This is a genomic window from Fictibacillus nanhaiensis (assembly GCF_042686385.1).
Taxonomy (GTDB): Bacteria; Bacillota; Bacilli; order Bacillales; family Fictibacillaceae; genus Fictibacillus; species Fictibacillus nanhaiensis.
Map to the genome: position 1 here is coordinate 1,945,194 of NZ_JBHUPF010000006.1, position 22,862 is coordinate 1,968,055.

Here is a 22,862-nt window from a genome sequence, read left to right on the forward strand (position 1 = left end):
AGAACGCTTACATGTTACAGACTACACTTGAAAAAGCAACAGTTAACGATGCAGAACAATTAACAGCCATTATGAAGAAAACCTTTGATTACGAAGCGGAAAAGTGGCTTTCGAATCGAGACATCATTGATTACAATATCCAGCCGCCTGGATACACATCCATTGAAATGACCAAATATATGATTAGAGAGTTAGAATATTTTAAAGTAATGTACGATGGTCTACTTGTTGGAGGAATCATAGCCACAATCTCAGGAAAGTCATACGGCAGGATTGATCGGATTTTTATTGATCCAGAACATCAAGGTAACGGGATTGGATCTACAGTTATCATTTTGATAGAAAAAGAATTTCCATTTGTAAGAGCTTGGGATCTTGAGACGTCGAGCAGACAGCTTAATAACCATCACTTTTATAAAAAGTTGGGTTATGTTGTGACCTTTGAAGGTGAAGAAGAGTATTGTTTTGTAAAAAATATTAAGCAATCGTTGCAACATGATAGTTTGTTGACGAATCAAAATTTATCTTATCAGCAATTTGAAGGCTCTGATTTAAGTCACTCTGAATATTACCAAGTTACGATGGAAGGCAGTTCGGTGAGTAATAGTAATGTAAGTCATATACATATGAGCAATTGCAATTTAAGTCATTCTAAGTTTCAAAATATTAACTATAGGAAAACGATGTTTGCCGATTTGAATTTATCAGATAGTGAATTCATTTATGTAACGTTAAGTGGTGTGCAATTTACAGATACGAATCTGGGTGACATAGCGAAACCTCTTGTATTTAATAGGTGCGATCTTACTGGTTCAAAACTAATAAATTGTGACCTCAAAAATGTTGAGATTGAAAAAAGTGAAATTAGTGGTATGAAAATTGATAACATTCCTGTTGAAGAATTGCTTCAATTATACTATCAAACTAGTAAAAACTAAGACCCTTCTTTAAAAGACGATAGGAGATGAACAAATGATTCAGCAACTTAACGGTCAAGAAATTGAAATTAGAGGCAAAAAGTTATATGTAGAACGTTACGGTGATGTTGATAAACCAGCCATCCTTTATCTTCATGGTGGTCCTGGGGAAGGGTGTCATGATTTTTCCTTCCATCAAGCTGAAAGATTAGGGAAGCACTTCAATCTTATTTTAATAGACCAAAGGGGAGTGTGCCGTTCTGAAAACATAGAAAAGGACGAACCTTTTGGATTTCAAGATTTGATTAGTGACTGTGAAACTCTCCGTGAATACTTACATATAAAAAAGTGGTCATTGATCGGTCATTCCTTTGGGGGCTTTTTAGCTCTAGCTTATGTTAGGAAGCATCCCGATTCTATAGAGAAAGTCATTTTTGAAGGACCTACCTTTGATTTTGAGCTAACATCTCGAAGTCTTATTAGAAAGACTGCTCATTTACTTAAGAAGTATGGGAAACATGTAGGATACGAAAAAGGATTACTGCTCGCTGAGGGAGATCATACCATTCGTGAATTAACAGAAGAATATATGAAGTTGAGTGATGAGTTAGGTGAAAATCGTATGGAGATCTATCGACATAATCATAATAACCCAACTGATTATTATTCATTTTATTCTAAAGAAGATTGGGACGAATTTTATGACCGTTCAGAGCGCCACTACAACTTATTAAGAGAAGAAGGCAAGATATTTGATTCTTTGCTGAATGAGATTCAATTTGTGAAAAATCCAATGTTATTACTCGTTGGAAAATATGATGCTTGTACGTGTGAAAAACATTTTGAGGTGTTCGAGCGATATGCTATTAACGGAGAAATCTTTATCTTTGCAGAAAGTGGTCACACTCCTCATTACGAGGAATCAGAGAAGTTTAAGCAAGTTGTCATAGAGTATCTACAGTCTTAGTAAAAGGAAGACCATGTTTTTTATGTGGTCTTCCTTTTTCAATTTTATCTTATAGACCACTCTTTTGCTTTGTATAAGTTTTCAATGATGGTTTGTGGAAGATGTAATTTTAATTCTTCTTGTGTTACCCACTTATAGGCTGAATGTTCTTCTGATAGCTGAACTTCGTAAGTGTCAGCTTGACATAAATAGGTTAGTAAAACGACTTTTCGAGTGGGGTCTGTAAAAAAGGTTGTTGCATAAAGAATGTGATCCACTGAAATGACAAGTCCTGTTTCTTCATTTATTTCGCGAATTAATGCCTGTATGATCTCCTCTTCAAACTCTATTTTTCCACCAGGACATTCCCAAGTACCTGCTCCAATTTCATCTTCATCCGAACGTTTAACAATCAAAAATTGATCTTGGTGCATAATTAATCCTTTTACCACAACATGTATTTCACTTTCTCCGTTCATGTTTTCTCTCCATATCTTATAGAATTATTTTCCTTTTTATAGTAGCATAGGATATACAATTTTTAATCGTTAGAGGTGGAGCAATGAAACTCGTATTATTATTTGGCCCACAAGCGGTTGGAAAGATGACTGTGGGACATGAGTTAGAGAAGGTCACAAAGTTAAAGCTCTTCCATAATCACATGACGATCGATCTTGTTACGCCATTTTTTGAATATGGTTCTGAGGATGGGCGTAGACTGGTACACTTATTTCGTTCAGAGATCTTTCAGGCATTTGCGAAGAGCGATCAATATGGAATGATCTTTACATATGTTTGGGCGTTCAATTATAAGGAAGATTGGGAGTTTGTTGAAAGTATTTGTCAGGTATTTGAAAAGGAGGGAGCAGAGATCTATTTTGTAGAACTTGAATCTGAATTAGAGACAAGGCTCCAGAGAAACGTAACACCGCATCGCCTCGAACATAAGCCTTCTAAACGAGATCTAGCATGGTCAGAAAACGACGTAAGAACCTCAATGGAAAAGTATAGATTAAATTCTTATGAAGGCGAGATAAAAAAGAAAAATTATCTTCGTATCAACAATACTATTTTAGATGCGCACGAAGTAGCTAAACTTATTCAATATACATTTAAACTATAGTTATCATGAATAAGTTAAACTCCTCTTCTAATCGTTAAAGATTCAAGGAGAGGAGTTTTCTGTTTATACACCTTATTCATTTTCCCAGTTAAGAGGAGGCTTGTTTAATTGTGGCTTGTATCCCAATTCTTTTGACGCAGCCACTATGAACTCTTTTCTAAAAAAGAAGCTTCTATGGTATACAATTTTGTTATTTTCGACTTCTTGGTATTGAATATCGTGTACAAGCTGACCTTGTTCTGACTCAGCTAAGACGACAATGACATGTTTACCCCATAGCTCACATTCAATAGCATGATGACCTGGTAAGCCGTATGCTAGTGATCCATTTATGATTTCATCCTTATTTACTTCTAAAAACCCTAAAGATGCTTCGTAATGAGCTTGATCACTTATGAGTGATAGCATTCCTTCAAGATCGCCATGATTAAATGCATTTAAATAGGCTTGTATAATCTTTGATTTTTGAGATGACCTCTCAAACTTTGGTTTAACAGATTGATGAATAGTGTTTTGTAACTTGTGTTTCGTCCTTCTTACTGAGGCATATACAGCACCAGGTGTTGTTCTTACGATACTAGCAACTTCATCGGCCTGAAAACGGAAAATCTCCAAAAGAAGAAACACGGCTGTTTGTCGCGGGGTAAAAAGGTCATCTAACTTTAGAAGAGCTTCTTCTAACTCTAGACCGTCCGTGAATTCCTCAAATGCTTCATTTTCTTCCGATAGAACGCCCAGTGTTCGTTTTTCTTTCCTGCAGAGGTCGATCCATGTATTTGTTGCAATCCGAAATATATATGATTTTAGGTTGGTAGGATGCCACCTTGTATAAAGTCCTCCTAGTACTTTAAGCATCGTCTCTTGATACAAATCCTCACCATCCCAAGGTGAACCAGTAAGATATCTGCAATAGTTCCACAGCGCTTCACTAAAATCACTCATTTCTTCATCAAGTCTTTGTCGTATTTCATTCGACTGTGTTTGAAGTGTATTTGTTGACTGAGACATGGTTAAAACTCCCTTCTTTTTTTCGTTCACTATGTACAACGAATATCATACTGAGAATTATACGCTTTTTTGGTAATTTTTTTAAAATAAATTGTGTTATGGTTAACTTGGATAAAAAACACAAGTTTATGGTGTGAAGGAGAAAACGATATGCAGAGAGTATTAACAACTTTAAAGACCGTTGAATCAAGTCAAGTAAGTATAAGCATCTATTCAACTAAACAAAAAGAGGTTGTTTGTTCATTTAACCCTGACTTAATTGTTCCACTAGCCTCAGCCGCGAAAGTAATCCTTGGATCCTGTATAACAAAATGGGTGGAGAGAGGATTGTTTCATTGGAGTGACTTAATCGAGGATTTTCAACTTGATAAAGAGGAGAACAGCACCGTTTTATTTCCACATTTTCAAGGTAGAATGTCTTTGTCTTTAGGCGATCTTGTTGAAGTGATGATCGCTTGTCACGACAGTAAAGCAGCTGATAGCGTTGTGAAATTTTGTGGAGGATGGGAGAAAGTAAATAGAGAGCTAAGGAGAGAGTATAAACACATAAATGTAACCTCTAATCCACGAGATGTTGAAAACCGAGGAGAACTTGGTGAAGTGCTTCAAGTTTTGAAAACGATATTTGAAGGGTACCAAGTTCACCCTCAATTGTGGTTACCAGTAATGAATGGTCTAGTTCGCCCTGGAGATCATCTTGATGGAATTCCACACCATATGTTGAATCATATGAGCGGAGGTTTAGAGAATTTAGTAGTGGATATAGGGATTTTAGGAGAATTTCATCAATATCCATTGCTCTATGTTCTAGGAGTTAATGATATTCCAAATCGTTATATGAATACTTTTTCTGATAAAAGAATAGTAGAGTCTATGAAGTTGTTGTACCAGGAATACACCATTCAAAGAAAAGAACAGATGATTTAAGGAGAGATATGATGAGTTACAAACTTCCTGATCTATTTATTGAACACATTAAAGGTGTTCATGGAGAAGAAGCTAGTGAATGGCTGAATAATTTTGAAGGATTAATCGCTGACTGCGAAGAGATGTATGGATTACACATTCAACAACCTTTCAATCTTTCCTATAATTTTGTTGCTCCAGCCACAACAAGTGATGGAAGTGAGGTAGTTTTGAAAGTTGTGGTTGATCAAAAGGAATTTGAAGCTGAGCTACGTGCACTTAGGCTTTTGTCAGGTGAAAGTACTGTTAAAGTGTTAGCGTTTGATAGAGAACGTGGCATTATGATTCTTGAACGAATACAGCCAGGACAAACATTAGCAGAAATAGAAGATGATAGTAAGGCGACTTTAATTGCTGCCAATGTAATGAAGAAGTTAATAATTCCTGCTCCAGTTGATTCTAATCTTTCGACTGTTCTTGATCGTGAATATAGTTTGAAACGAATTTATCAAAATTACACTAGTTATCAACCTGTTTCAAAAGCAACCATAGAAGAGGCATTGTTCATTACTGAAAAATTAAACACGTCTATAGACAAACCCTATTTGCTTCATGGGGATCTTCACCATTACAATTTACTGGCAAATGGAGATTCTTGGACGGTAATTGATCCTAAGGGTTTGATCGGAGACCGTGAGTATGAGGTTGTCCAATATTTGTTGAATAAATTACCTGAACAAGAAGTGGAAGAAATAACAGAAAAACGAATTGATATTTTTGTAGATGTAATGAATTTGAATAGAGAACGAGTTTTGTTAAGAGGCTATTCACATGCTGTGTTAGCTACTTGTTGGACAATTGAAGATGGCAATATAAATGATGACTTTTTAAAAACCATTCAAGTCTTCAAAAACTTGTTGAGGAAATACATAAATAAAGACGCACTTCTCTAGCGTGAGAAATGCGTTTTTTATCAAACCACTCTTATGACAACGCTCCCATTCTTACGGCCGGTTTCAACATATTCTTGGGTTTTTGAAACATGGTCTAGCTCATAATAACGTTCGATGACGGGTTTCATTTGACCTGATTCAATTCGTTCTTTTATGAATTGTAGATAATGTGAATTAATGGAGGACAGCTTATGAATATACTGAAAAATTTTTTTAAACACTTTTAGATAGTTTTTTCACGGCAATTGCTATTGTTTTCATACAATATCTGTATGAACGAATGAAGTACAAAGGTACACCACTGAAACGAACTGGACTATTAATGATTGAAGTAATCATTTTTACGCTGATACCATTTTATTGAAGTGAATTATTTAATTAGTGGGTGAAAAATTAAGCAAGCTTACGGAAAGTATCTACTTTATATCTTTGAACATAAATTGAATGTTTTTATAGAATGCTGGAAGCTAGGACTTTTTGTTCAAGCGTTTACACATGATCTATCTAAGTTTCATCCAGCTGAGTTTTTTACATATACTAAGAAGTTTTATTCAGATGAGAAGCCGAGTAAAGAGGAATGGCAATATGCCTGGCTTCATCATCAACATCACAATAAACATCATTGGAATTATTGGGTGGTCGATCAGCTTAAAAAAGAAGCGGTGCCGATTCCCCGAAAGTATATACTTGAAATGATCTGTGATTACAAATCTTTCTCAAGAAGATGGGGAAGGAAACGATCAGGACCTACAATTTCAGATCGTTTGATCGCCAATCTTCTGACTGATCGAGTCATTCTGCATCCGGACACAAGGAAAGAGTGTGCCCAAATAATTGAACAGATGGAATTAGTGAATGCTCAGAAGTCGATCTGAGTATTTTTTATTGAAAATAATTGTAAAATATTGCAACTTTTTCTATGGTTAATACGTGGTTGATATGAAAGGGGGAGCGGTGGTGCAACTAGAGGATGTATATAAACAATATATGAATGATCTGTACCGCTATTTGTATTCTCTTTCAAAGAATCACCATATTGCGGAAGACTTGATGCAAGAAGCATTCTATCGAGCCTATCTAACTTTGGCAGACTATGAGATCAGCAATATTAAAGCTTGGTTGTTTAAAGTTGCGTACCACGCATTTATAGATCATCAAAGAAAGAGTAAAAAAACAATAGTAACAGAGGAGATTAGAGAAAGAGTAGATATAAGAGAAAATTCACCTGAAAGCAAGATGTTGGAAAAGGAATCTATTTTATTATTAATGGAGGATTTAAAGTGTTTAAAAGAGATCGAAAAACAGGCTGTTCTGTTGTGCGATTTGAATGAACTTAGTTATCTAGAAGCAGCAGAGATTTTAAATATAAAGCTGAACACATTAAAAAGTCATATTTCAAGAGGTAGAAAAAAGCTAGTGGAACGTGTTAAGGAAAGGATGAACTTAGATGAGCGACGAGCATAAACAGGACCAAAATAATGACGAAAATCTATATAAAGCTTACATGATGAAAACGAAGAACGACATTCATATCTCACCATCTCTTTCTGAAGAAGAGCAAAAAGAAATCATACGAGTAGGATCAAATACAGCTCGGAATGCAACCGTTATGATAAGCTTAGCGATCTTACTGCTTATTCTACCCCTCATGACTTTGATTACTTATATGTATTATGGCATTGGTGGTAAGGCAAACACGATGATTGATGTAGTAGGGAAGACGATTTATGTAACTCAACCTAATGTGAGTCTAGAAGAGATGGAGATTGAGAGTGAAATCGGGTTGTTTTCCATGAATGTGAACTTTGATACGTTTAAGCGTATTGGTAGTGAAGATTATCTAGCTGAAAAGGTGGATGTATATTTCGGATTAAATGAGCCGAAATTTCCTGAAAAAATATCATTTTTAGAACAGCTTCCTCCGATGGGCTATGGAATAGATGTTATGAAAGACGGTCAAAAATTTTTTCATCCAGATGCTGGTATACCGTTTAATGTGTCAGACGAATGGGGTGTATTAAAAGGTCTTCCAGACGGTACGGTAGCAGAAGCATACCTTTCGTTTTCACAATTAATAAACCCTGATGATATCGATGCTTTCTTACCGAAAGAAACGGAAATTCGCTGGTTGGCGGTTGATACAGGATTAGAAGCGAAACAATTGGACAAAGAAGGTGTTCCGATCACTCCAATAGGGTACCCTTCACAAGTTGATACAACTACTTGGTCGCCCTTTAACGGAAGAGAACAAACGAACGAGGAAGTATTTCTCGAGATATTAAAGTTATTAGAGAAAAATGAAGAAACGGCCGAAATTGTATCTGAGATAAAATCACTTGAAATAAAAGAAAGGCGTAAATATGTGCAAGACAATGGCGTCCAAGTTTATGGGGCAGTTGTAACAGGACCTGTCCCAGAGTTAAGAAAATTAGAGCAAGTGAAAGAAGTCCGAGCGTTAAAAATAGGGGAGGTTAAATTATGGAACTGGAAATAAAAAAGAAAAGGAAAAGAAAGCTGCAGACGTTAACTGGATTTATTTCCTTTTTAATTGGTTTACTCTCTCTAGCCGTTTTAAATATGGGGTTATTAATAGAAACGATGGATATACCTGAATTATTTCTATTCCCCTTACCTTTTCTTGGTGTTTTCTTAGGAGTAGTCGGGTTGTTTACGAAAAATCGTTCCAAACAGTTCGCTTGGTGGGGAATAGGAATTAATGGGTTCATACCGATTTTCTTTATCATCATGATGGGATTATCATGGACCATTAACGCTAAACCATAAGTTCCAAGGAGGCAAAGGATCTGAATTGTCAGATCCTTTTTTTCTTTTACTAATCAATTGTAGGGCGTAACCAAAGTTTAGAAAAATCAACATATCCGAAATGCTTAATGTTCACGTTCATTAATTCAGTAGAAAAAGGAATATACCTTTTTTGATAATACAGTGGAATCATAATGCCTTCATCAATAAGTTCCTTTTCGACTTCAACATTCAGATTCGTCCATTCTTCAAATGGCGTGTGAACATATTGTGAGATACGTTTTTGCCATTTTCTATTTTTTCCCAAAATTAAAGGGAGTGGAGCAAACCCATTTGTTAAGAAAAAATAGAAAGATAGATCTTGATTCAACTCGAAAATTTCACCATGTATAAACATATCTGTTTGATCGGTAAGCTGTTTATTAAAAATTGCGTCCTCGAAAGATACATGTATGACTTGAACAGGGATGTCATATTGAGTAAACGTGTCTAAAAGCCATCTAGAAGCTTCTTCTGTATGCTCCGCTACCCTAATGATTAGAGGTTCTGTAAATTCTGGCCGAACTGCAGTTGGTATCGAATAGGGAAGACGATTTCCGATCATGCAGCTGTTGTTGTTCGGTATCGCTCTTGATTCATATTCGGGTATCCTATGGCGATTCTCCGCTAGGATTTGATGGATGTATTGCCGTACTTCCAAATTAGCTATCTGTGATTCTTTACGGTACGCATTCATAATAAGTACACCAAAACCTGAATCACTCTCTACTTGAAAGGTTTCATGATGATCTCGTTCTAAAGATGAGTGATAAACGATCGGGAAGTCTTTTGGAACTTTTACGAACTCAACAGCATCAAGTAATGGCCGCTCTTGAAAATGTTCTTTAAAAGCAGCAAGCGTTGTTTTATGGTCGGTATCTTCTTCGACTAAGAATCCTCCAGTCCCATATATTCTTCCTTTGCTTTCTTTATAAATACTCGATGTCATCATGCTTAACAACGGAAGAATATAGCTGCAGCCACTTGGGTACAAAATATCGACCACGAGTGGAGCTTTTGAAACTATTTCATCGATCGGTCTCCATAGATCTTTATTTTGTTCATGAAATCTTAGTTTTTCTAAACAATTGATAACATCTGTTGCTGTCAAAACAGATCCGTCGTGAAAGCAGACGTCTTTTCTTAAATAAAGTCGTAGTTTCGTAGGTGAAACATCCCAGCTGTGAGCAAGTTCTGGTATGATTTCTCCTTGATCGGTTAACGATACGAGTCGATTGAATACATTTGATACCATATTTGCGCTATGTGCATCTGCTGCATCTAATGGGTGAAGGGTCCTAAAAGGATATCGTTTTGGCACGACGAGTTTGTCTTTCGCTTCTTGTACAAAGCCAAATTGTGTATGGAATTTGTTCATCAATCTTAACTTTGTTTCCGTTGACCAATCATACATTAAATATTTACTGCTGATTTCAACTGGTTCATGATCTAACATGAGCAATACTTCATCCTCAAAGTTTTCTTCGATATTCTTCAGCCATTGTAGACGTGATACATTTCCTCTTCCGCGACCAGGAGTAAATGTTAACCAGCCTTCATCGTTCCATTTTTTTAGATATCGTGCAGTTTGTTTCTGGCTGATCTGCAGAGCCTCAGCAATCTCTTCAGTTCTTATGTGACCTGATGGAAAGTATCTCCATAGAATGAGAAGTTTGTTATCCATGTTTCTCCTCCACTTTAAAAGTAGACATGTTTTTTATAATTGTCTATTTTTATCATTTATAGTCTAGTTTAATATTACAATACAGAGAAGGAGGGGACAACATGGGATGGAGAGAATACCCCCAAAATATTAAAGTGCGTTTGATTACATCGTTCTTTAATCGAGCCGTTTCATCGGCCGTCATGCCATTTATGGCCTTATTCTTTGCTACGGAGAAGGGCAAGGTTTGGGCAGGCACATTTTTGATCTTAACTGTTATTATCGGATTCATTGTGAATTTAATCGGTGGTTACATTTCGGATCGTTTTCCAAGAAAGAAAGTGTTGATGACAACTTCTTTCTTAAATGCAGTCATGTTTTTACTCATGACCGTTAGCTTACTTCCAGAACAGAATTGGATCCTACTCTTTGCGATCGCTTATATTGGATTCATCATTACGAGTAGTCTAGGCAGACCTGCGATGCATGCGATCATTATGGATTCGACCACACCTGAAAACAGGAAAGAAGTATATACGCTTGATTATTGGATGATTAATCTTTCAATGGCAATCGGAGCAGCTTTAGGTGGATTGCTTTATGTGAGTCACCAGATTGAACTTTTCGTATTGTTAACCGTTACGTCAATCAGCATTCCCATTGCTTATGGAATTTGGCTGCGTGATGAGTTCACTGGCTTTTTGAAGAAAACGCATGAAAATGTTTTTCTCGACTTGTTTCAAAACTATAAAGTGGCTTTAAAAGATTCTGCATTCGTAAAAGTGGTTATTGGTGGAACCTTCATCTTTTCAGCAGAATTTACACTGAACAGTTATATTGGGATTCGGTTGGCTGAAACCTTTGAATCTTTCCACATTGGTAATTTTGAGATCACTGGCGTTCGAATGCTCAGTATGTTAAACATCCAAAACATGTTGATGGTTGTTTGTTTCACGTTCTTCATCAACCGGGTTATGGATCGTTTTTCAAAGAAAAATGCTTTATTGATTGGGTTATTGTTATACGGGATCGGTTACGTGACTGTTACGTCAGCAAACGCTTGGTATGTATTACTTCTATTTAATGTGATCGCTACAATGGGTGAGTTGATCTATTCTCCAATCAAAGAAGCTGAAAAAGCAAACATGATACCTAGCGATAAGAGAGGATCATACTCTGCATTTGCAAATGTTTCATTCAGTGGAGCAGATATGTTAGCTCGCTCGACAATTATCTTAGGGGCTTTTTTAGTACCTGTTATGATGAGTGTGTATATGGGAGTCGTGATCATGATCGGCGCGTTTTTCATGTATTCTGGACTCTTTTTGAGAGAAAAGGTAACCGAAAAAGCTGTGAAAAAAGAGGTAGTTGCTCAATATGTAAAATAAACATAATTCAATATAGGAAGTTAACCAAATGATGTCCACCACAATTGAACAAAATTAATCTTTGTTCGAACCGTATGTGCATCTATCATTAATTACGAGGTAATAACAAATAATTACGAGGTAAATCAATTTAATTCCGTATATAAAATTATTTATCCGATTTTCGAAACACTTTGTTAAGCGCATTGAGATTGAAACGAGTAAGAAGAAAAGAAAAAGAAGCTTGGAATCAATCCAAGCTTCCATTTTTATGAATTTTACTCTTTAACAGAAGCGATCTCGATCTTTTCCACAAACATATTGAAGACGCTGCGTTTTTCCTCAAGCTTTTTTAGCTGTTGCTTTAATTCATTGTACTTTTCTTCAAAAGGTTCTTGATAGGTTTTCTTGATGTTCTTGATCATTTCTTCGTTAATGGTAGATTGGATAACTTGCTTCGTAATGCCGAATTTATAAGAATAGAGCTGAAGTTCTGTTTTTACTTTTTCATACTCTTCATCTATCTCTTTCTTTTTTTGCTCGATCTCATCTTTCCATTCAAGCAGAGCATCTTTTACATACGGCTCCATGTTTTGCCTCCTAACGGTGTTCGTACTTCTGTCATTACTTTTTTATGTACTCTATACACTATTAAGAGAGAAACGGTCATTTATGGGGGTATTTTCACTCGTTGACTAAATTTTCCCATCATCATATCATTTAATTTAGATACATGCGTTTGATTTTTATGAACTGATCTATCCCTTGATTTAATGAGCAGAAAGGATTTATGAATATGAGTAGAGTTGAAGAAGCGATTAGAAGCAGATTCAAATGTAACAAGTGCAGCCATACCCGCTGTAGAACAAAAGAGCTTGCCATGACAGGTTCAGGTTTAAGTAAATTTCTTGACATTCAGCATAATCATTTTTTATTTGTGTCCTGTGAAAATTCTGGATTTGTAGAAGTTTATGATCCTAACGTTCTTGAAGGAAAAAAGGGCAGTTAGGTTCTGTACTTGATCTTTTATTTGGATAAAACGTAAAAGAGGTGTTGTGAAGTATGCCGGTATTTGGATGGGTTTTTCTTTTGATCGTGCTTGGAGGAATCATTGTTGGTTCTTTCGTTCATAAGTATCGTTATCGCAACATGAAACTTATCTATACTTCATTTGGTCAGGAAAATTATTTTCATGTCATAGCTAAGCTTGGAGCGGATGGTGTGACATATAAAGTGAGAATTCCAGGGCAGGCATTTGGTGATAGAGAACGGCCAGTAATGGATAACACGCAATACGATATTTACGTTAAAAAAGCAGATGTACATCTAGCAGCGAAAGCTCTTAGAAAGTAAGGGGATGTATCAGTAGTGAAAACTTTGAATTATGTAAATAGTCAAGAAGAACTAAGGCTTATGCTCGGAACCCCAAGCCTAAGGGGGCAGAATAAAGTCATTTCTCGAATAGATGAACATTGCAAAGACTTTATAGCCCATTCACCATTTGTAATTTTAGCTACGTCAGATCAGGAAGGGAACTGCGATAGTTCTCCAAGAGGAGATGCACCAGGCTTTGTATGTGTTATGGATGATCACCATCTCGTTATTCCGGATCGGCCGGGTAATAAGCGTGTTGATTCTATGTTAAACATTCTCTCCAATCCGAAAGTAGGCTTACTTTTTCTAATACCAGGAATGGATGAGACGCTACGGATTAACGGTGAAGCCGCTATTATTAAAGATGAAGAAGTACTAAAAAAAATGGAAGTAGGTGGCAAAGCGCCACTTCTAGGCGTTCTTGTTAAAGTAGAGCAATGCTATATGCATTGTGGTAAAGCATTTAAACGATCCGGTCTGTGGGAACCTGAACGTTGGGAAAAGAAAGAATCACTCCCAAACGCGGCAAAGATTCTAGCAGCTCATGTGAATCTACCAGAAATGACTGAACAAAGAATAGCCAATGATCTTATTGAAGGCTATAACAACAAGCTTTACTAGTTAGAAGTCTTATAAGAAACTTTCAAAAGCACTGCATGCAGTGCTTTTGAAAGTTTATACGGCATTCTTTGTTTTTAACAACTCACCTAGAGAATCATCTAATGTATATGTTGAACTTTGCATTACGGTATGTATAAACAATTTTTTTAACAAAGAAGCAGATTCAACTAAATGGTTAACCGATAATTCTTGTGGATACGTTGAAAGGTATTGCTCCAAAAAATTACTATTTAGAGTGTCGTAAGCTTTAAACTGATGGAGTTTTTTATCTTCGTTTAAGGCTTGTACAATCAAGGTGTAATCCCTCATTAATTCTAGCATCTTCAGTGCATAAACGAGATTATTGCGCTTTAACTCTTTGTCAAACCTAACGTAACCATAGACAAACTCAAAAACAGGATCTTCGAATGTTGCATACTTAATAGGTTTGTTTGAAAAAGAAAGATTTTCTTCTTTCATCTTCTCTGAAACGAAACCTGTTTTGTCCAAAACGACTTTCCATAACGGAGATCTTACGTTCAACGAACTCATTGAATGAATTGAAATATTGAATTCCAAAGAGTTTTCTAAAATAACGATTAATAGATAAATATTTTTTGAAAACTGTTTTTCTTTGATGATAACGGGATTCCATTCTTTATAATATTGTTTAATATAATCCTTTGCCCCAATGACATCATCCTCAGTTGAAGTAGCTACCATTAAATCAATATCCGAGAATTCGTCTTTATAACCGGTTACACCAGAACCTAATTGAACAACACCTTCAACCACTGGAAGTATATTTAACATATCAATCATACTTTGAAAATATGAATCCCTTTCTTTTGGAGTATACATAAGACACCTCGCAATTTTTTATGTTTTTTAATGTTAACATAATTTGTAAAGTGCTGTTCTAATTTTTTATGTATCGGCTCTTTTCTAAAAAAATGTTGCTTTTTGAACCTTGTTGATTGGAGTAGAAAGGAAAAACAACTTCCACATGCAACAAAGCTTACAAAACCAATGTAAAAAACAATAGTTACCCGATCATCTAAATTCCGGATAACTATTGTAACTTTTTATTTTTAAAACAGTGGTGGGACACTCTGAGGATGATTAAATACATTCTCAGGATCATATTTTGTTTTTATTCTCTGCAGTCTAGCAAAGTTTGTTGCCCAATAAGCAGTTCCGAAGTTTTGAATGTTTTCATCTGGAACGTTTACATAGGAACCAACTGTATAGGGTTTTAACTGCTGACGCACAGACTCAACTGAGGCAAGACTACTCGCTTCTTCAGATTTATCAACCCAGGTGGCGTTCCATTCGGTGTAAAACAGCGGATCACGCCAATAGAAAGCTGTCTTATCTTTCGGTACTCTGCTAATCGCACCGCCCCAATTTGTAAAATAAAAATTGGTCTCTGTTCCAGGTGCTTCTTCTAAAAACTGTTTCATAACCTTAATTGGTTCCTTTGGCCAAAGACTAGTCGCCCAAGAGGATGAGAATTTAAAGTTTTGATCAGCGTAAGGTGGTTCAGGTGGATCAAGGAAATCGATACAGTCTGGGTAGAACAGTGTTTCTATGACTACTTCAGAAGGTGTTCCAGCATTAAGTAAAGGTTGTAATATTTGAATCAATTCAGGTCTTGAACCTAAGAAAAGGCCAGTTACTTGACATAGTCCATTTACTTTGCTGTAGATCTCTATATAACTGCCTAATCTTGAGTCTACAAATGGCATCAAATTCTGCCATGCTTCAAATACTGTTTCAAGTTGTTCCCATGGCCAAATAATGTTAAAGACTGTTGCTGTCTCAGGTGCACGATGAACTTTAAATGTATATTCGGTATTGTATCCAAACGTACCACCACCGCCTCCTCTAGAGGCCCAAAACAAGTCTTCGTTGCAAGTTGGACTCGCTTTAAGAATCCGTCCTTTTGCATCTACAGTCTCTAGTGCAAGAAGGTTATCTGATATGACACCAATTGTACGTGAGAGTAACCCGAATCCCCCGCCCGTTGTGATGCCTCCGATGCCAACAGTAGGACTATCGCCAAAGACAGCCAAAAACCCTTCTCGAGCTAGACCTTTTACAAGAGGACCCACACGAATTCCAGGTTGAACAGTAGCAATTCCCTTTTTCTTGTCTAGATGTACTTTATTCATATCACCTGTGTCGATAACGATTCCACCCTTTACCACATTGAACTCTTTGTCTAGAGCATGGCGGCCGCTTCTGATTCTAAGGGGCACATCGTTCTCACGAGCCCATTTAATCGCATTACTAACGTCACATGCATTTTGAGCAAAAACGAATACAAGGGGAAATGTGTTGACATAAGGATTCCAGTTTCGAACGGCTTCATTATAGCCAGGGTCACCTTTAAAGATTATTCTTCCTGTTAACTCTGTAGATCCCATTATTTCCACTCCCGGCAAAGACATATTTGTAGTTATATAAATGTATGCAGGAAACGAATAGTCGGTTAACACCTTTTACTCAGTGAGAAAACACCTTTAAGGAGTGTCTTCCGAAAAAGTGGGGTAGTGAGTTAAAAAAATTGGTGAATAAGGGAATACTATAATTGGTTAATGAACTCACTATAACAAAGCAGTTCATTTGGTTAAAAAACATCACGCATGATATCATTTTCAATTATAGTTTTAGAAAAGGGGGGAAATCGTGCAACGATTATACAACAAGCATCAGTGGTTAGCGAAAATGGTAGCAGCTGATCCTGGATATGTGCGGCTGCAAAAAGCAGGAAGAGCGACTGCTAGTTTAATTCTTGCTGTATTCACTACCCTTCTTATCATGCGATATACCGGTCATTCTGGCGGCATCACACCAGCTATTGTATCCGGTATGCTTGGGTTGATGGGCATCATGGTCGTGATGGATGATACAAAACAAGAGATGAGAGTAACCACATTATTGCTGGGAGTATCAGCTATGTTGGGCATAACTGTTGGTTCTCTAGTAGCAAATAACGCCTATTACATAGATGTAGTTTTAGTTTTAAGTGTGTTTAGCAGTTTTTATTTCTCTAAATTTGGTACACGCTATTTTTCCTTGTTCATGATCTTCTTTATGACGGTGTATTTTTCTTCTGTTTTAAGGTTATCTAGTGAGCAGTTACCATGGTTTTACGTTGGAATATGGCTAGGTATAGCCTATGCCTTTATCCTTAATTTTTTCTTGTTTCAAGATACGGCAAGAAATTTAAAAAGAAGTATTCATTCGTTTCATATACAAAGTAATCTGACTCTTAACCTCTTGCTCGAAGCAATGCAAGATAAAGAATCAAGCCTTAAACATAAGGAAGAATTAGAGAAGAACGTTTCCAAGTTAAGAGATTATGCACTTATTGTTTCTGGTTATATCACCGAGGATGATGTAAAAAAAATATGGCCAGGTCTCTTACCAAGTCAACTTCGGCTTTACGTGTTTGATACGGGGATGTTGATTGAAACGTTAGTTGATTCGGTACGAGGATTGAAAAAGGCAGATGCTCTTCAAGTTGATGAGATTAAGCAATTGCTCATTGCTGTGACAGTTGCTGTTCGTGATGCCGAAGTACTCGCTCCACAAGTGAAAGAACAAAATATTCTCCCCGCTGAAAAATCGGTTCAGCAGCTTCGAATGTTAATCATGAAACTTTTTGAACGAGAAGCGCCTCCTCAAGGATGGATCTACCTTATCCGCCGAATTGAATCAATCGCTAATCACGTGATAGAAGGTGCGGTTACGATACAACAATCACTCTATACTCAGTCTGTAGATAATAAAGTAGAAGAGAAAGGCGAAAAAGTGAGCGAAGAAGCTGCGAAAGAGGAAGACAAATCGTTAAAGCCCTCAACTAAAAAAGCCTATCAAGCACTTGTAGCAGGAATTTTATCAATAATAGTTGGCTTTATAATCTCACCATCACAGCCATATTGGGTTCTTCTTACAGCATTTGTCGTTCTACTTGGAACCGAGTCCATCGGACGGATTTATACGAAAGGATATCAGCGTTCTTTAGGCACAATCATTGGAGCTGTTATCGGTTTTGTCCTTGCTAAACTTCTTTCTGGACACACCGTTTTAGAAGTCATCTTTCTCTTTGTTGTTGTTTTTCTAGCTTTTTATTTAATGACTGTTTCCTACACGTTAATGAGCGTGTTTATCACCATGCTGATTGCGTTTATGTATGACCTTTTATTAGGAGGAATTACGTTTTCATTGATTGGAGCAAGAGTACTAGATACGATTGCAGGTGCATCGATAGCTCTAGCTGTTTCTTATTTGATCTTTCCGAAGAAAACAAAAGTAAAGGTAGCGGAATCAATCAATGAATTCTTAGAAGAACTTGCTCCTTTTGTCACTGAATACGTCAGAGGATTTAGAGAAGATGTTAACGTAAAAAATCTTTCAGAAAGTGCGTTTAAGCTGGATTTGAAACTTCAGGCGATCAGGGATGAAGCGCAATCTTTTCTTCAACGACCAGGATCACCCATCTATGCTGATATGGTCAGTTGGATGACAAGGTTAGCTGCTATTAACTATTATGCAAAACATCTTGTCGCATCTGCTTACAGAAAGGGATTTGATTATCCGGAGGAACTTCTTGAAGGATTTATTGAAATCGAGACAAAAATAAAGAACAACATTGATTCATTATCTGCACTTGTTACAGAAAATGAAGGGGAGTATGTTCTTTATTCACTAGAAGAAGAACAAGAGAAGTTTGAACGTCTTGCTCCAAGCCGTAAACAATCTCAGCGTGACCTGATTCATCACCTCTATTATGTATGGCGCATCAACCAATCACTTGTTGAGTTAGGTAATGAATTGGGAGGAGTAATAGAGAACCAACGTACAAATAAATAATGGATGTAAAAAGGAGATCATTGCGTGGAATTGAAACGAAAAGTAATTTTGTATATTGCATCAAGTGTTGACGGATTTATTGCAAAAGGAAATGGTGATATTGATTGGTTATCTGATGTTGAACGTCCTGGTGAAGATTATGGCTATGAATCATTCATTGAGACCGTAGATACGGTGATCATGGGAAGAAAAACGTATGACAAAGTGTTATCATTTGGAATTGAATTTCCTCATAAGAATAAGAAATGCTATGTCATCTCTAGAACCAAAAAGGGCAATGATGAAAATGTTACTTTTTATGGTGGGGATGTTAGTAATCTGATTCAGGAGTTAAAGAACAAAGAGGGAAAAAATATTTTTATTGATGGTGGATCAGAGGTTGTAAGAGAACTTAAATCACATAATCTTATCGATGAATACGTGATCTCTTATATTCCAATCATGCTAGGTAATGGAATTTCATTGTTTCAGGAAACCGAAACAGATAGCAAACTTGAATTAATTGATAGTAAATCGTTTGAATCAGGATTGGTGCAGGTAAGCTATAGAACGGTATAAAATGGAGGAGCAACTTTAGAGTTGCTGCTTTTCATTATTAATGGGGGAATTTGGAAGGATTCACATAAAGAATAAAGAAGTTAGTTTGAGTATAAATAGGGGGTAAATTTTAATGAAATCACTGAAATCAATAAAGATTTAAAAAGCATCTCAAGAAGATCTGGAAATGATTATAGATTGTGAGGCAAATCATATTAAATTAAATCAGTTTTATGTTAAGAATGGATTTGAATATATAGGTGAGAGCGATAGTCAATGTATATACCAAAAGCCATTTCTTAGGAGGGATGATGAAAGAATCTTTTGAGCAATTTTATAAAACGTATCTAGATAGCTGGAGAAACTTTTCTATCAAAGGTATAGAGAATGTTGTTTCGCCTAAATATATAGCTCGGAAATTAGAGGCAAAGAGGTTTATGATTTTGGTTATGAAGAATCAATTGATGGATGGAAACATGCATTTAAGGAGTTAGACGAAAAGAGAGCGAAGTGGATTCTAAAAGAAGATGTAATCTTTTCGTTAAAAGACGATGAAGTGATGGCAATTATTTGGGCATCGCTGATTGTTGATGATAAACCTTTTGAAACGGCTAGCTTGTTCTTTCAGACTTTTAGATGGGAAGATGGAAGTTGGAAAATGGTTAGAAGTTACATTGAGGCAGAAATACCAACAGAAAAGATGCTGAGTTTAGAGATCACCACTAAAGAAAGGTAAGATTCGTTATGAACTTTTCAATAATAGCTGCTATGGGCGAAAATAGAGTAATAGGCAAAGATAATGATCTACCTTGGAGGTTGCCGAGAGATTGGAAGTATGTTCAGAAGATGACGATGGGAAAAACCATTGTTTTAGGTAGAAAAAACTTCGAATCTATTGGGAAAGCGCTGCCTGGTAGGAGGAACATCGTGCTCACGAGGAAAATGGATTTCTCACCCCAAAACTGTATCGTTGTCCATTCAATAAACGAGGTGCTAAAGGCTTGTGAAGACGATGAAGAAGTTTTTATTTTCGGAGGAGAGGAAATCTATTCGCAGTTTATGCCAATGGTAACTAAAATGTATCTAACAAAAATACACCATACCTTTGAAGGGGATACTTATTTTCCTATATTTAATGAAAGAGATTGGAAAGAGATTTCTAGAGTTAAAGGAATCCAGGACAAACAAAATCCTTATACCTATTATTTTCATCAATACATAAGGAAAGTTTAAGTTAATGATTGAACTTTATGAATATAATCCTCGTTGGGAAGAAGCGTTTATAAGGTTAAAAACAGTTTTTGAAACTGAGCTAGGAAATTTAATAATAGGAATTGAACATGTAGGAAGTACTTCAATAAAAGGGATGATTGCAAAGCCAATTATTGATTTAGATATTATTATTGAAAATTATGATCGACTGTCAGAAGTAGTTACAAAACTTAACGGTTTGGGATATATTCATCAATTACAATGGAGCTTTAAGGGAAGAGAAACATTTGAAAGAGTTAATGAAAAACTACCATGTCATTCTGAATTTATTAAGCATCACTTATACGTATGTGATGAAAATAGTATCGAATTGAAAAACCATTTGGATTTCCGAGATTATTTAAGGACTCATCCAGAAGCTGTTGAAGAATATAATCAACTTAAAGTTTGTTTAGTTACATCGAAAAGCACGCGAGCAGAATACACAGAAGGAAAAACTCATTTTATCTTTAACATCTTACATAAAATCAGAAAAAACAAACTTGACAGAAATTTCTAATCATCTTATTATTAGTAAAAGTTTTCCATCGTTAAACGTGATGATTAGGAGTAGTAGGGGTCTTATTGTTGTTTAGAGAGCTGCAGAAGGGTGCGATGCAGTCAACAAGGATCCTGAACTTGCCTTGGAGTGGACAGACTAAAATGAAGTCTGTACGGTTAACCACCGTAATCAGGTTCTGAGGTTTGCATGGATTTTTTTGCAAACAAAGAAGAGTGGTACCACGTTAGGAATTGCCTATCGTCTCTTTAAAGAGATGATGGGCTTTTTGTTTATTAAGGGGGAGATCAGAAGTGAGTGAGGATTGTTTTATTTGCGACAAACATAAAGGCACTATTGAAACAGCAGGTGAAAAAATATTTGAAGATGAATTTGTTTATGTGGGTCATATCGATAAAGGTGACCGCCCGTCTTACCTTGGACATATCATGATCGATCTCAAGCGACATGCACCTGGTCTTGGTGATCTGACCATTGAAGAAGCAAATGCATTCGGTCAGATCATGGCTCAAGTAAGCCGTGCTGTGAAAGAAACAGAAAATGCAGAGCACATTTATGCACTTGTATCAGGTAATTCTGTTGCTCACCTTCATATGCACATCGTTCCACGTTATCCAAATACACCAGAGGAATATTGGGGACCGAATGAGGTCTATAGTTGGTCAGAAGCTCCGTTTGGAAGGAATGAAGATATTATCAAAGTTTGCGAAAGAATAAGGAATTATTTGGAGGAGAATAAACATGAAGAATTCTAAATTGATTTGGGTTGGAAGCGATCATACATTTGTTGATGAAATAGATGTTACACGAGTACATAATGTGACAGTAGGTAGATTTGGAGGTAATTCTGAAGCGGGGTCATATAAAAATGAAGATGGGTGTTTAGTATGGGTGAACCAAGCTGAAAACTGGGAATTTACAATGATCCTAGATGGGCATAAGACAGCACAGAGTGTTGAACTTGTTGTCAATCAATTTTTAAGGAATGAAAACGAGATCAAGCTTGTGCTCTCAGAATCCGCAGGTGCAGCACTAAAAAAATTAGATCATCTTATACTGGATATCTTTCAAGATCCTGATTTTATGGAATCTTGCCGGAAGACAACGGGTGAAACAGCTTGTTTAATCGTTGTGCGAAAAGAAAAGTATTTATGGTGGTTCTCAGTGGGAGATTGTATTCTTCATCTATTTCATCCTGAACTAATAGCATTAGGAGAAAGACAACTTGTTCAGCGAAGTTTTTATGAATGGGTTGGTGAAGTGAACACATTTGAGCTTCCGGTACCTTGTTATAGTACGGGGAAGAAAGAGATGAGAAAAGGACTTAACCAAATATTCATGACAACCGATGGTCTGACAGAATGTCCGGGTGTTCCATTTGAAGATGCAGCAGAAGTTCAAAATGTATTAAGCAATATCGGTTTGGTTGAAGGTGTTTCATTTCTTTTGAGTGAAATAAAAAGAAATCATGTAAGGGATAGCACGACCATTATTGCCTGGTCTGTTGAAATAGAGGAAACAGCTAGTTTACCAAGTGACTTGTAAAGCTGCTTCCTCCTATTTGTTTCTTTATGTTTTATTTTGAATGGAATCTATTATTTGATATCACTATAATGTTGAAGCACGCGTGGCGGGAAATATTTAAGTGGAAGTGGACGTAAGGAAACAATGATAGTGTGAGGCATGATTAAGTCTTTTTGAGCTTGTTTAAGGCAATTGTACATGTTCTTGCCACCAACAGAGTTCGCAGAGTGAATGGTGATTCGATTGGCGAATAACTTTTCGTTGATCATCATTTTTACGAGCATAAGTCCATTTCTTGTCCTGCTTAATAAATCGTGGTCTAATGATAAATGTTCAATTGGATGGTTCCGCAGAAGATCCATACATTCATCAATCGTTTCGACGAAGACATATCCATCAGGGGGACTACGATAATCATCCATAAATACACTGATCTTTTTCATTTTCTTGAACTCCCTTCCTTAAACGGAGGGTGACTAAGAAAAGTCTA

Annotated in this window: 28 protein-coding genes and 1 other annotated feature; of the genes, 20 read left to right on the top strand and 8 right to left on the bottom strand. The window is 36.4% G+C overall.

The annotated features are described in order from the left end of the window. The first annotated feature begins 11 nt into the window (after positions 1-11). Together ACFS5O_RS13640 and ACFS5O_RS13645 are read left to right on the top strand one after the other, a co-directional pair. Positions 12-938, top strand: coding sequence for a GNAT family N-acetyltransferase (locus tag ACFS5O_RS13640; RefSeq protein ID WP_205726384.1), 927 nt, complete (start codon positions 12-14; stop codon positions 936-938). A gap of 34 nt (positions 939-972) precedes the next feature. Beyond that, positions 973-1,884 (top strand): alpha/beta fold hydrolase, encoded by a 912-nt coding sequence (locus tag ACFS5O_RS13645; protein WP_205726383.1) that lies wholly within the window; start codon positions 973-975, stop codon positions 1,882-1,884. Positions 1,885-1,928: 44 nt separating this feature from the next. On the opposite strand, the gene ACFS5O_RS13650 is transcribed toward ACFS5O_RS13645, so the two are convergent. Further along, positions 1,929-2,342, bottom strand: coding sequence for an NUDIX hydrolase (locus ACFS5O_RS13650; RefSeq protein WP_205726382.1), 414 nt, complete (start codon positions 2,340-2,342; stop codon positions 1,929-1,931). Between the two features lie 83 nt (positions 2,343-2,425). Between ACFS5O_RS13650 and ACFS5O_RS13655 the strand changes: the two genes are divergently transcribed. Next, positions 2,426-2,986: a DEAD/DEAH box helicase family protein gene (locus tag ACFS5O_RS13655; protein ID WP_205726381.1), complete on the top strand. Its 561-nt coding sequence runs from the start codon at positions 2,426-2,428 to the stop codon at positions 2,984-2,986. Between the two features lie 72 nt (positions 2,987-3,058). Here ACFS5O_RS13655 and ACFS5O_RS13660 read toward each other — a convergent pair whose 3' ends face one another. Continuing rightward, positions 3,059-3,994 (bottom strand): sigma-70 family RNA polymerase sigma factor, encoded by a 936-nt coding sequence (locus tag ACFS5O_RS13660; protein ID WP_205726380.1) that lies wholly within the window; start codon positions 3,992-3,994, stop codon positions 3,059-3,061. A gap of 150 nt (positions 3,995-4,144) precedes the next feature. Here ACFS5O_RS13660 and ACFS5O_RS13665 point away from each other — a divergent pair, with 150 nt between their 5' ends. Together ACFS5O_RS13665 and ACFS5O_RS13670 are read left to right on the top strand one after the other, a co-directional pair. After that, positions 4,145-4,921, top strand: a complete 777-nt coding sequence (locus ACFS5O_RS13665; RefSeq protein WP_205726379.1) for a serine hydrolase — start codon at positions 4,145-4,147, stop codon at positions 4,919-4,921. A gap of 11 nt (positions 4,922-4,932) precedes the next feature. After that, a complete protein-coding gene (locus ACFS5O_RS13670) occupies positions 4,933-5,853 on the top strand; it encodes an aminoglycoside phosphotransferase family protein (RefSeq protein WP_205726378.1) in 921 nt (306 codons plus the stop codon). A gap of 20 nt (positions 5,854-5,873) precedes the next feature. Here the strand turns inward: ACFS5O_RS13670 and ACFS5O_RS13675 are convergent, their stop codons facing one another. Beyond that, entirely contained in the window at positions 5,874-6,074 is a 201-nt protein-coding gene (locus ACFS5O_RS13675; RefSeq protein WP_205726377.1) for a zinc-binding dehydrogenase, read from the bottom strand. 171 nt (positions 6,075-6,245) lie between these two features. On the opposite strand from ACFS5O_RS13675, the gene ACFS5O_RS13680 reads away from it, so the two are divergent. The 4 genes from ACFS5O_RS13680 (at position 6,246) to ACFS5O_RS13695 (ending at position 8,637) form a co-directional block, all read left to right on the top strand. Beyond that, the gene (locus ACFS5O_RS13680; protein WP_205727285.1) at positions 6,246-6,728 is read left to right on the top strand and encodes a DUF5662 family protein; all 483 of its coding nucleotides are present in this window, start codon (positions 6,246-6,248) and stop codon (positions 6,726-6,728) included. Between the two features lie 82 nt (positions 6,729-6,810). Next, the gene (locus tag ACFS5O_RS13685) at positions 6,811-7,317 is read left to right on the top strand and encodes a sigma-70 family RNA polymerase sigma factor (protein WP_205726376.1); all 507 of its coding nucleotides are present in this window, start codon (positions 6,811-6,813) and stop codon (positions 7,315-7,317) included. Beyond that, the gene (locus tag ACFS5O_RS13690) at positions 7,301-8,347 is read left to right on the top strand and encodes an anti-sigma factor (protein ID WP_205726375.1); all 1,047 of its coding nucleotides are present in this window, start codon (positions 7,301-7,303) and stop codon (positions 8,345-8,347) included. The genes ACFS5O_RS13685 and ACFS5O_RS13690 overlap by 17 nt, the downstream gene beginning before the upstream one ends. Beyond that, entirely contained in the window at positions 8,332-8,637 is a 306-nt protein-coding gene (locus ACFS5O_RS13695; protein WP_205726374.1) for a hypothetical protein, read from the top strand. The genes ACFS5O_RS13690 and ACFS5O_RS13695 overlap by 16 nt, the downstream gene beginning before the upstream one ends. A 49-nt stretch (positions 8,638-8,686) precedes the next feature. Here ACFS5O_RS13695 and ACFS5O_RS13700 read toward each other — a convergent pair whose 3' ends face one another. Next, positions 8,687-10,339 carry an ABC transporter substrate-binding protein gene (locus ACFS5O_RS13700; protein ID WP_205726373.1) on the bottom strand — a complete coding sequence of 551 codons (1,653 nt, stop codon included), beginning with the start codon at positions 10,337-10,339 and terminating at the stop codon, positions 8,687-8,689. 101 nt (positions 10,340-10,440) lie between these two features. Here ACFS5O_RS13700 and ACFS5O_RS13705 point away from each other — a divergent pair, with 101 nt between their 5' ends. Continuing rightward, entirely contained in the window at positions 10,441-11,706 is a 1,266-nt protein-coding gene (locus tag ACFS5O_RS13705; RefSeq protein ID WP_205726372.1) for an MDR family MFS transporter, read from the top strand. 257 nt (positions 11,707-11,963) lie between these two features. On the opposite strand, the gene ACFS5O_RS13710 is transcribed toward ACFS5O_RS13705, so the two are convergent. Then, positions 11,964-12,275 (bottom strand): hypothetical protein, encoded by a 312-nt coding sequence (locus ACFS5O_RS13710; protein WP_205726371.1) that lies wholly within the window; start codon positions 12,273-12,275, stop codon positions 11,964-11,966. Positions 12,276-12,481: 206 nt separating this feature from the next. Between ACFS5O_RS13710 and ACFS5O_RS13715 the strand changes: the two genes are divergently transcribed. Genes ACFS5O_RS13715 through ACFS5O_RS13725 form a run of 3 tightly spaced genes read left to right on the top strand, consistent with a single transcriptional unit; the run spans position 12,482 to position 13,680 of the window. Next, on the top strand, positions 12,482-12,694 hold the full coding sequence (locus ACFS5O_RS13715) for a zinc ribbon domain-containing protein (RefSeq protein ID WP_205726370.1): 213 nt from the start codon (positions 12,482-12,484) through the stop codon (positions 12,692-12,694). 53 nt (positions 12,695-12,747) lie between these two features. Then, a complete protein-coding gene (locus tag ACFS5O_RS13720; protein ID WP_205726369.1) occupies positions 12,748-13,038 on the top strand; it encodes a hypothetical protein in 291 nt (96 codons plus the stop codon). Positions 13,039-13,053: 15 nt separating this feature from the next. Then, positions 13,054-13,680 carry a pyridoxamine 5'-phosphate oxidase family protein gene (locus tag ACFS5O_RS13725; RefSeq protein WP_318300220.1) on the top strand — a complete coding sequence of 209 codons (627 nt, stop codon included), beginning with the start codon at positions 13,054-13,056 and terminating at the stop codon, positions 13,678-13,680. 54 nt (positions 13,681-13,734) lie between these two features. Here ACFS5O_RS13725 and ACFS5O_RS13730 read toward each other — a convergent pair whose 3' ends face one another. Together ACFS5O_RS13730 and ACFS5O_RS13735 are read right to left on the bottom strand one after the other, a co-directional pair. Beyond that, positions 13,735-14,520 (bottom strand): aminoglycoside 6-adenylyltransferase, encoded by a 786-nt coding sequence (locus ACFS5O_RS13730; protein ID WP_205726368.1) that lies wholly within the window; start codon positions 14,518-14,520, stop codon positions 13,735-13,737. 230 nt (positions 14,521-14,750) lie between these two features. Then, positions 14,751-16,088 carry an FAD-binding oxidoreductase gene (locus ACFS5O_RS13735; protein ID WP_205726367.1) on the bottom strand — a complete coding sequence of 446 codons (1,338 nt, stop codon included), beginning with the start codon at positions 16,086-16,088 and terminating at the stop codon, positions 14,751-14,753. A gap of 262 nt (positions 16,089-16,350) precedes the next feature. Between ACFS5O_RS13735 and ACFS5O_RS13740 the strand changes: the two genes are divergently transcribed. From ACFS5O_RS13740 to ACFS5O_RS13770, 7 genes are all read left to right on the top strand, one after another. Continuing rightward, complete coding sequence (locus tag ACFS5O_RS13740) at positions 16,351-18,540, top strand: FUSC family protein (RefSeq protein ID WP_318300219.1); 2,190 nt, start codon at positions 16,351-16,353, stop codon at positions 18,538-18,540. Between the two features lie 24 nt (positions 18,541-18,564). Continuing rightward, complete coding sequence (locus ACFS5O_RS13745; protein WP_205726366.1) at positions 18,565-19,098, top strand: dihydrofolate reductase family protein; 534 nt, start codon at positions 18,565-18,567, stop codon at positions 19,096-19,098. 538 nt (positions 19,099-19,636) lie between these two features. After that, positions 19,637-19,813, top strand: a complete 177-nt coding sequence (locus ACFS5O_RS13750; RefSeq protein WP_205726365.1) for a hypothetical protein — start codon at positions 19,637-19,639, stop codon at positions 19,811-19,813. Between the two features lie 8 nt (positions 19,814-19,821). Continuing rightward, positions 19,822-20,310, top strand: a complete 489-nt coding sequence (locus tag ACFS5O_RS13755) for a dihydrofolate reductase (RefSeq protein ID WP_205726364.1) — start codon at positions 19,822-19,824, stop codon at positions 20,308-20,310. A 4-nt stretch (positions 20,311-20,314) separates the two neighbouring features. Continuing rightward, the gene (locus tag ACFS5O_RS13760; RefSeq protein ID WP_205726363.1) at positions 20,315-20,848 is read left to right on the top strand and encodes a GrpB family protein; all 534 of its coding nucleotides are present in this window, start codon (positions 20,315-20,317) and stop codon (positions 20,846-20,848) included. Between the two features lie 31 nt (positions 20,849-20,879). After that, positions 20,880-21,099 (top strand) — a binding site (T-box leader). Between the two features lie 42 nt (positions 21,100-21,141). After that, entirely contained in the window at positions 21,142-21,603 is a 462-nt protein-coding gene (locus ACFS5O_RS13765) for an HIT family protein (RefSeq protein ID WP_205726362.1), read from the top strand. Continuing rightward, on the top strand, positions 21,590-22,393 hold the full coding sequence (locus ACFS5O_RS13770) for a PP2C family serine/threonine-protein phosphatase (protein WP_205726361.1): 804 nt from the start codon (positions 21,590-21,592) through the stop codon (positions 22,391-22,393). Before ACFS5O_RS13765 ends, ACFS5O_RS13770 begins: the two co-directional genes overlap by 14 nt. A gap of 50 nt (positions 22,394-22,443) precedes the next feature. Here the strand turns inward: ACFS5O_RS13770 and ACFS5O_RS13775 are convergent, their stop codons facing one another. Continuing rightward, positions 22,444-22,815 carry a cyclic-phosphate processing receiver domain-containing protein gene (locus ACFS5O_RS13775; RefSeq protein ID WP_205726360.1) on the bottom strand — a complete coding sequence of 124 codons (372 nt, stop codon included), beginning with the start codon at positions 22,813-22,815 and terminating at the stop codon, positions 22,444-22,446. Positions 22,816-22,862 lie beyond the last annotated feature (47 nt).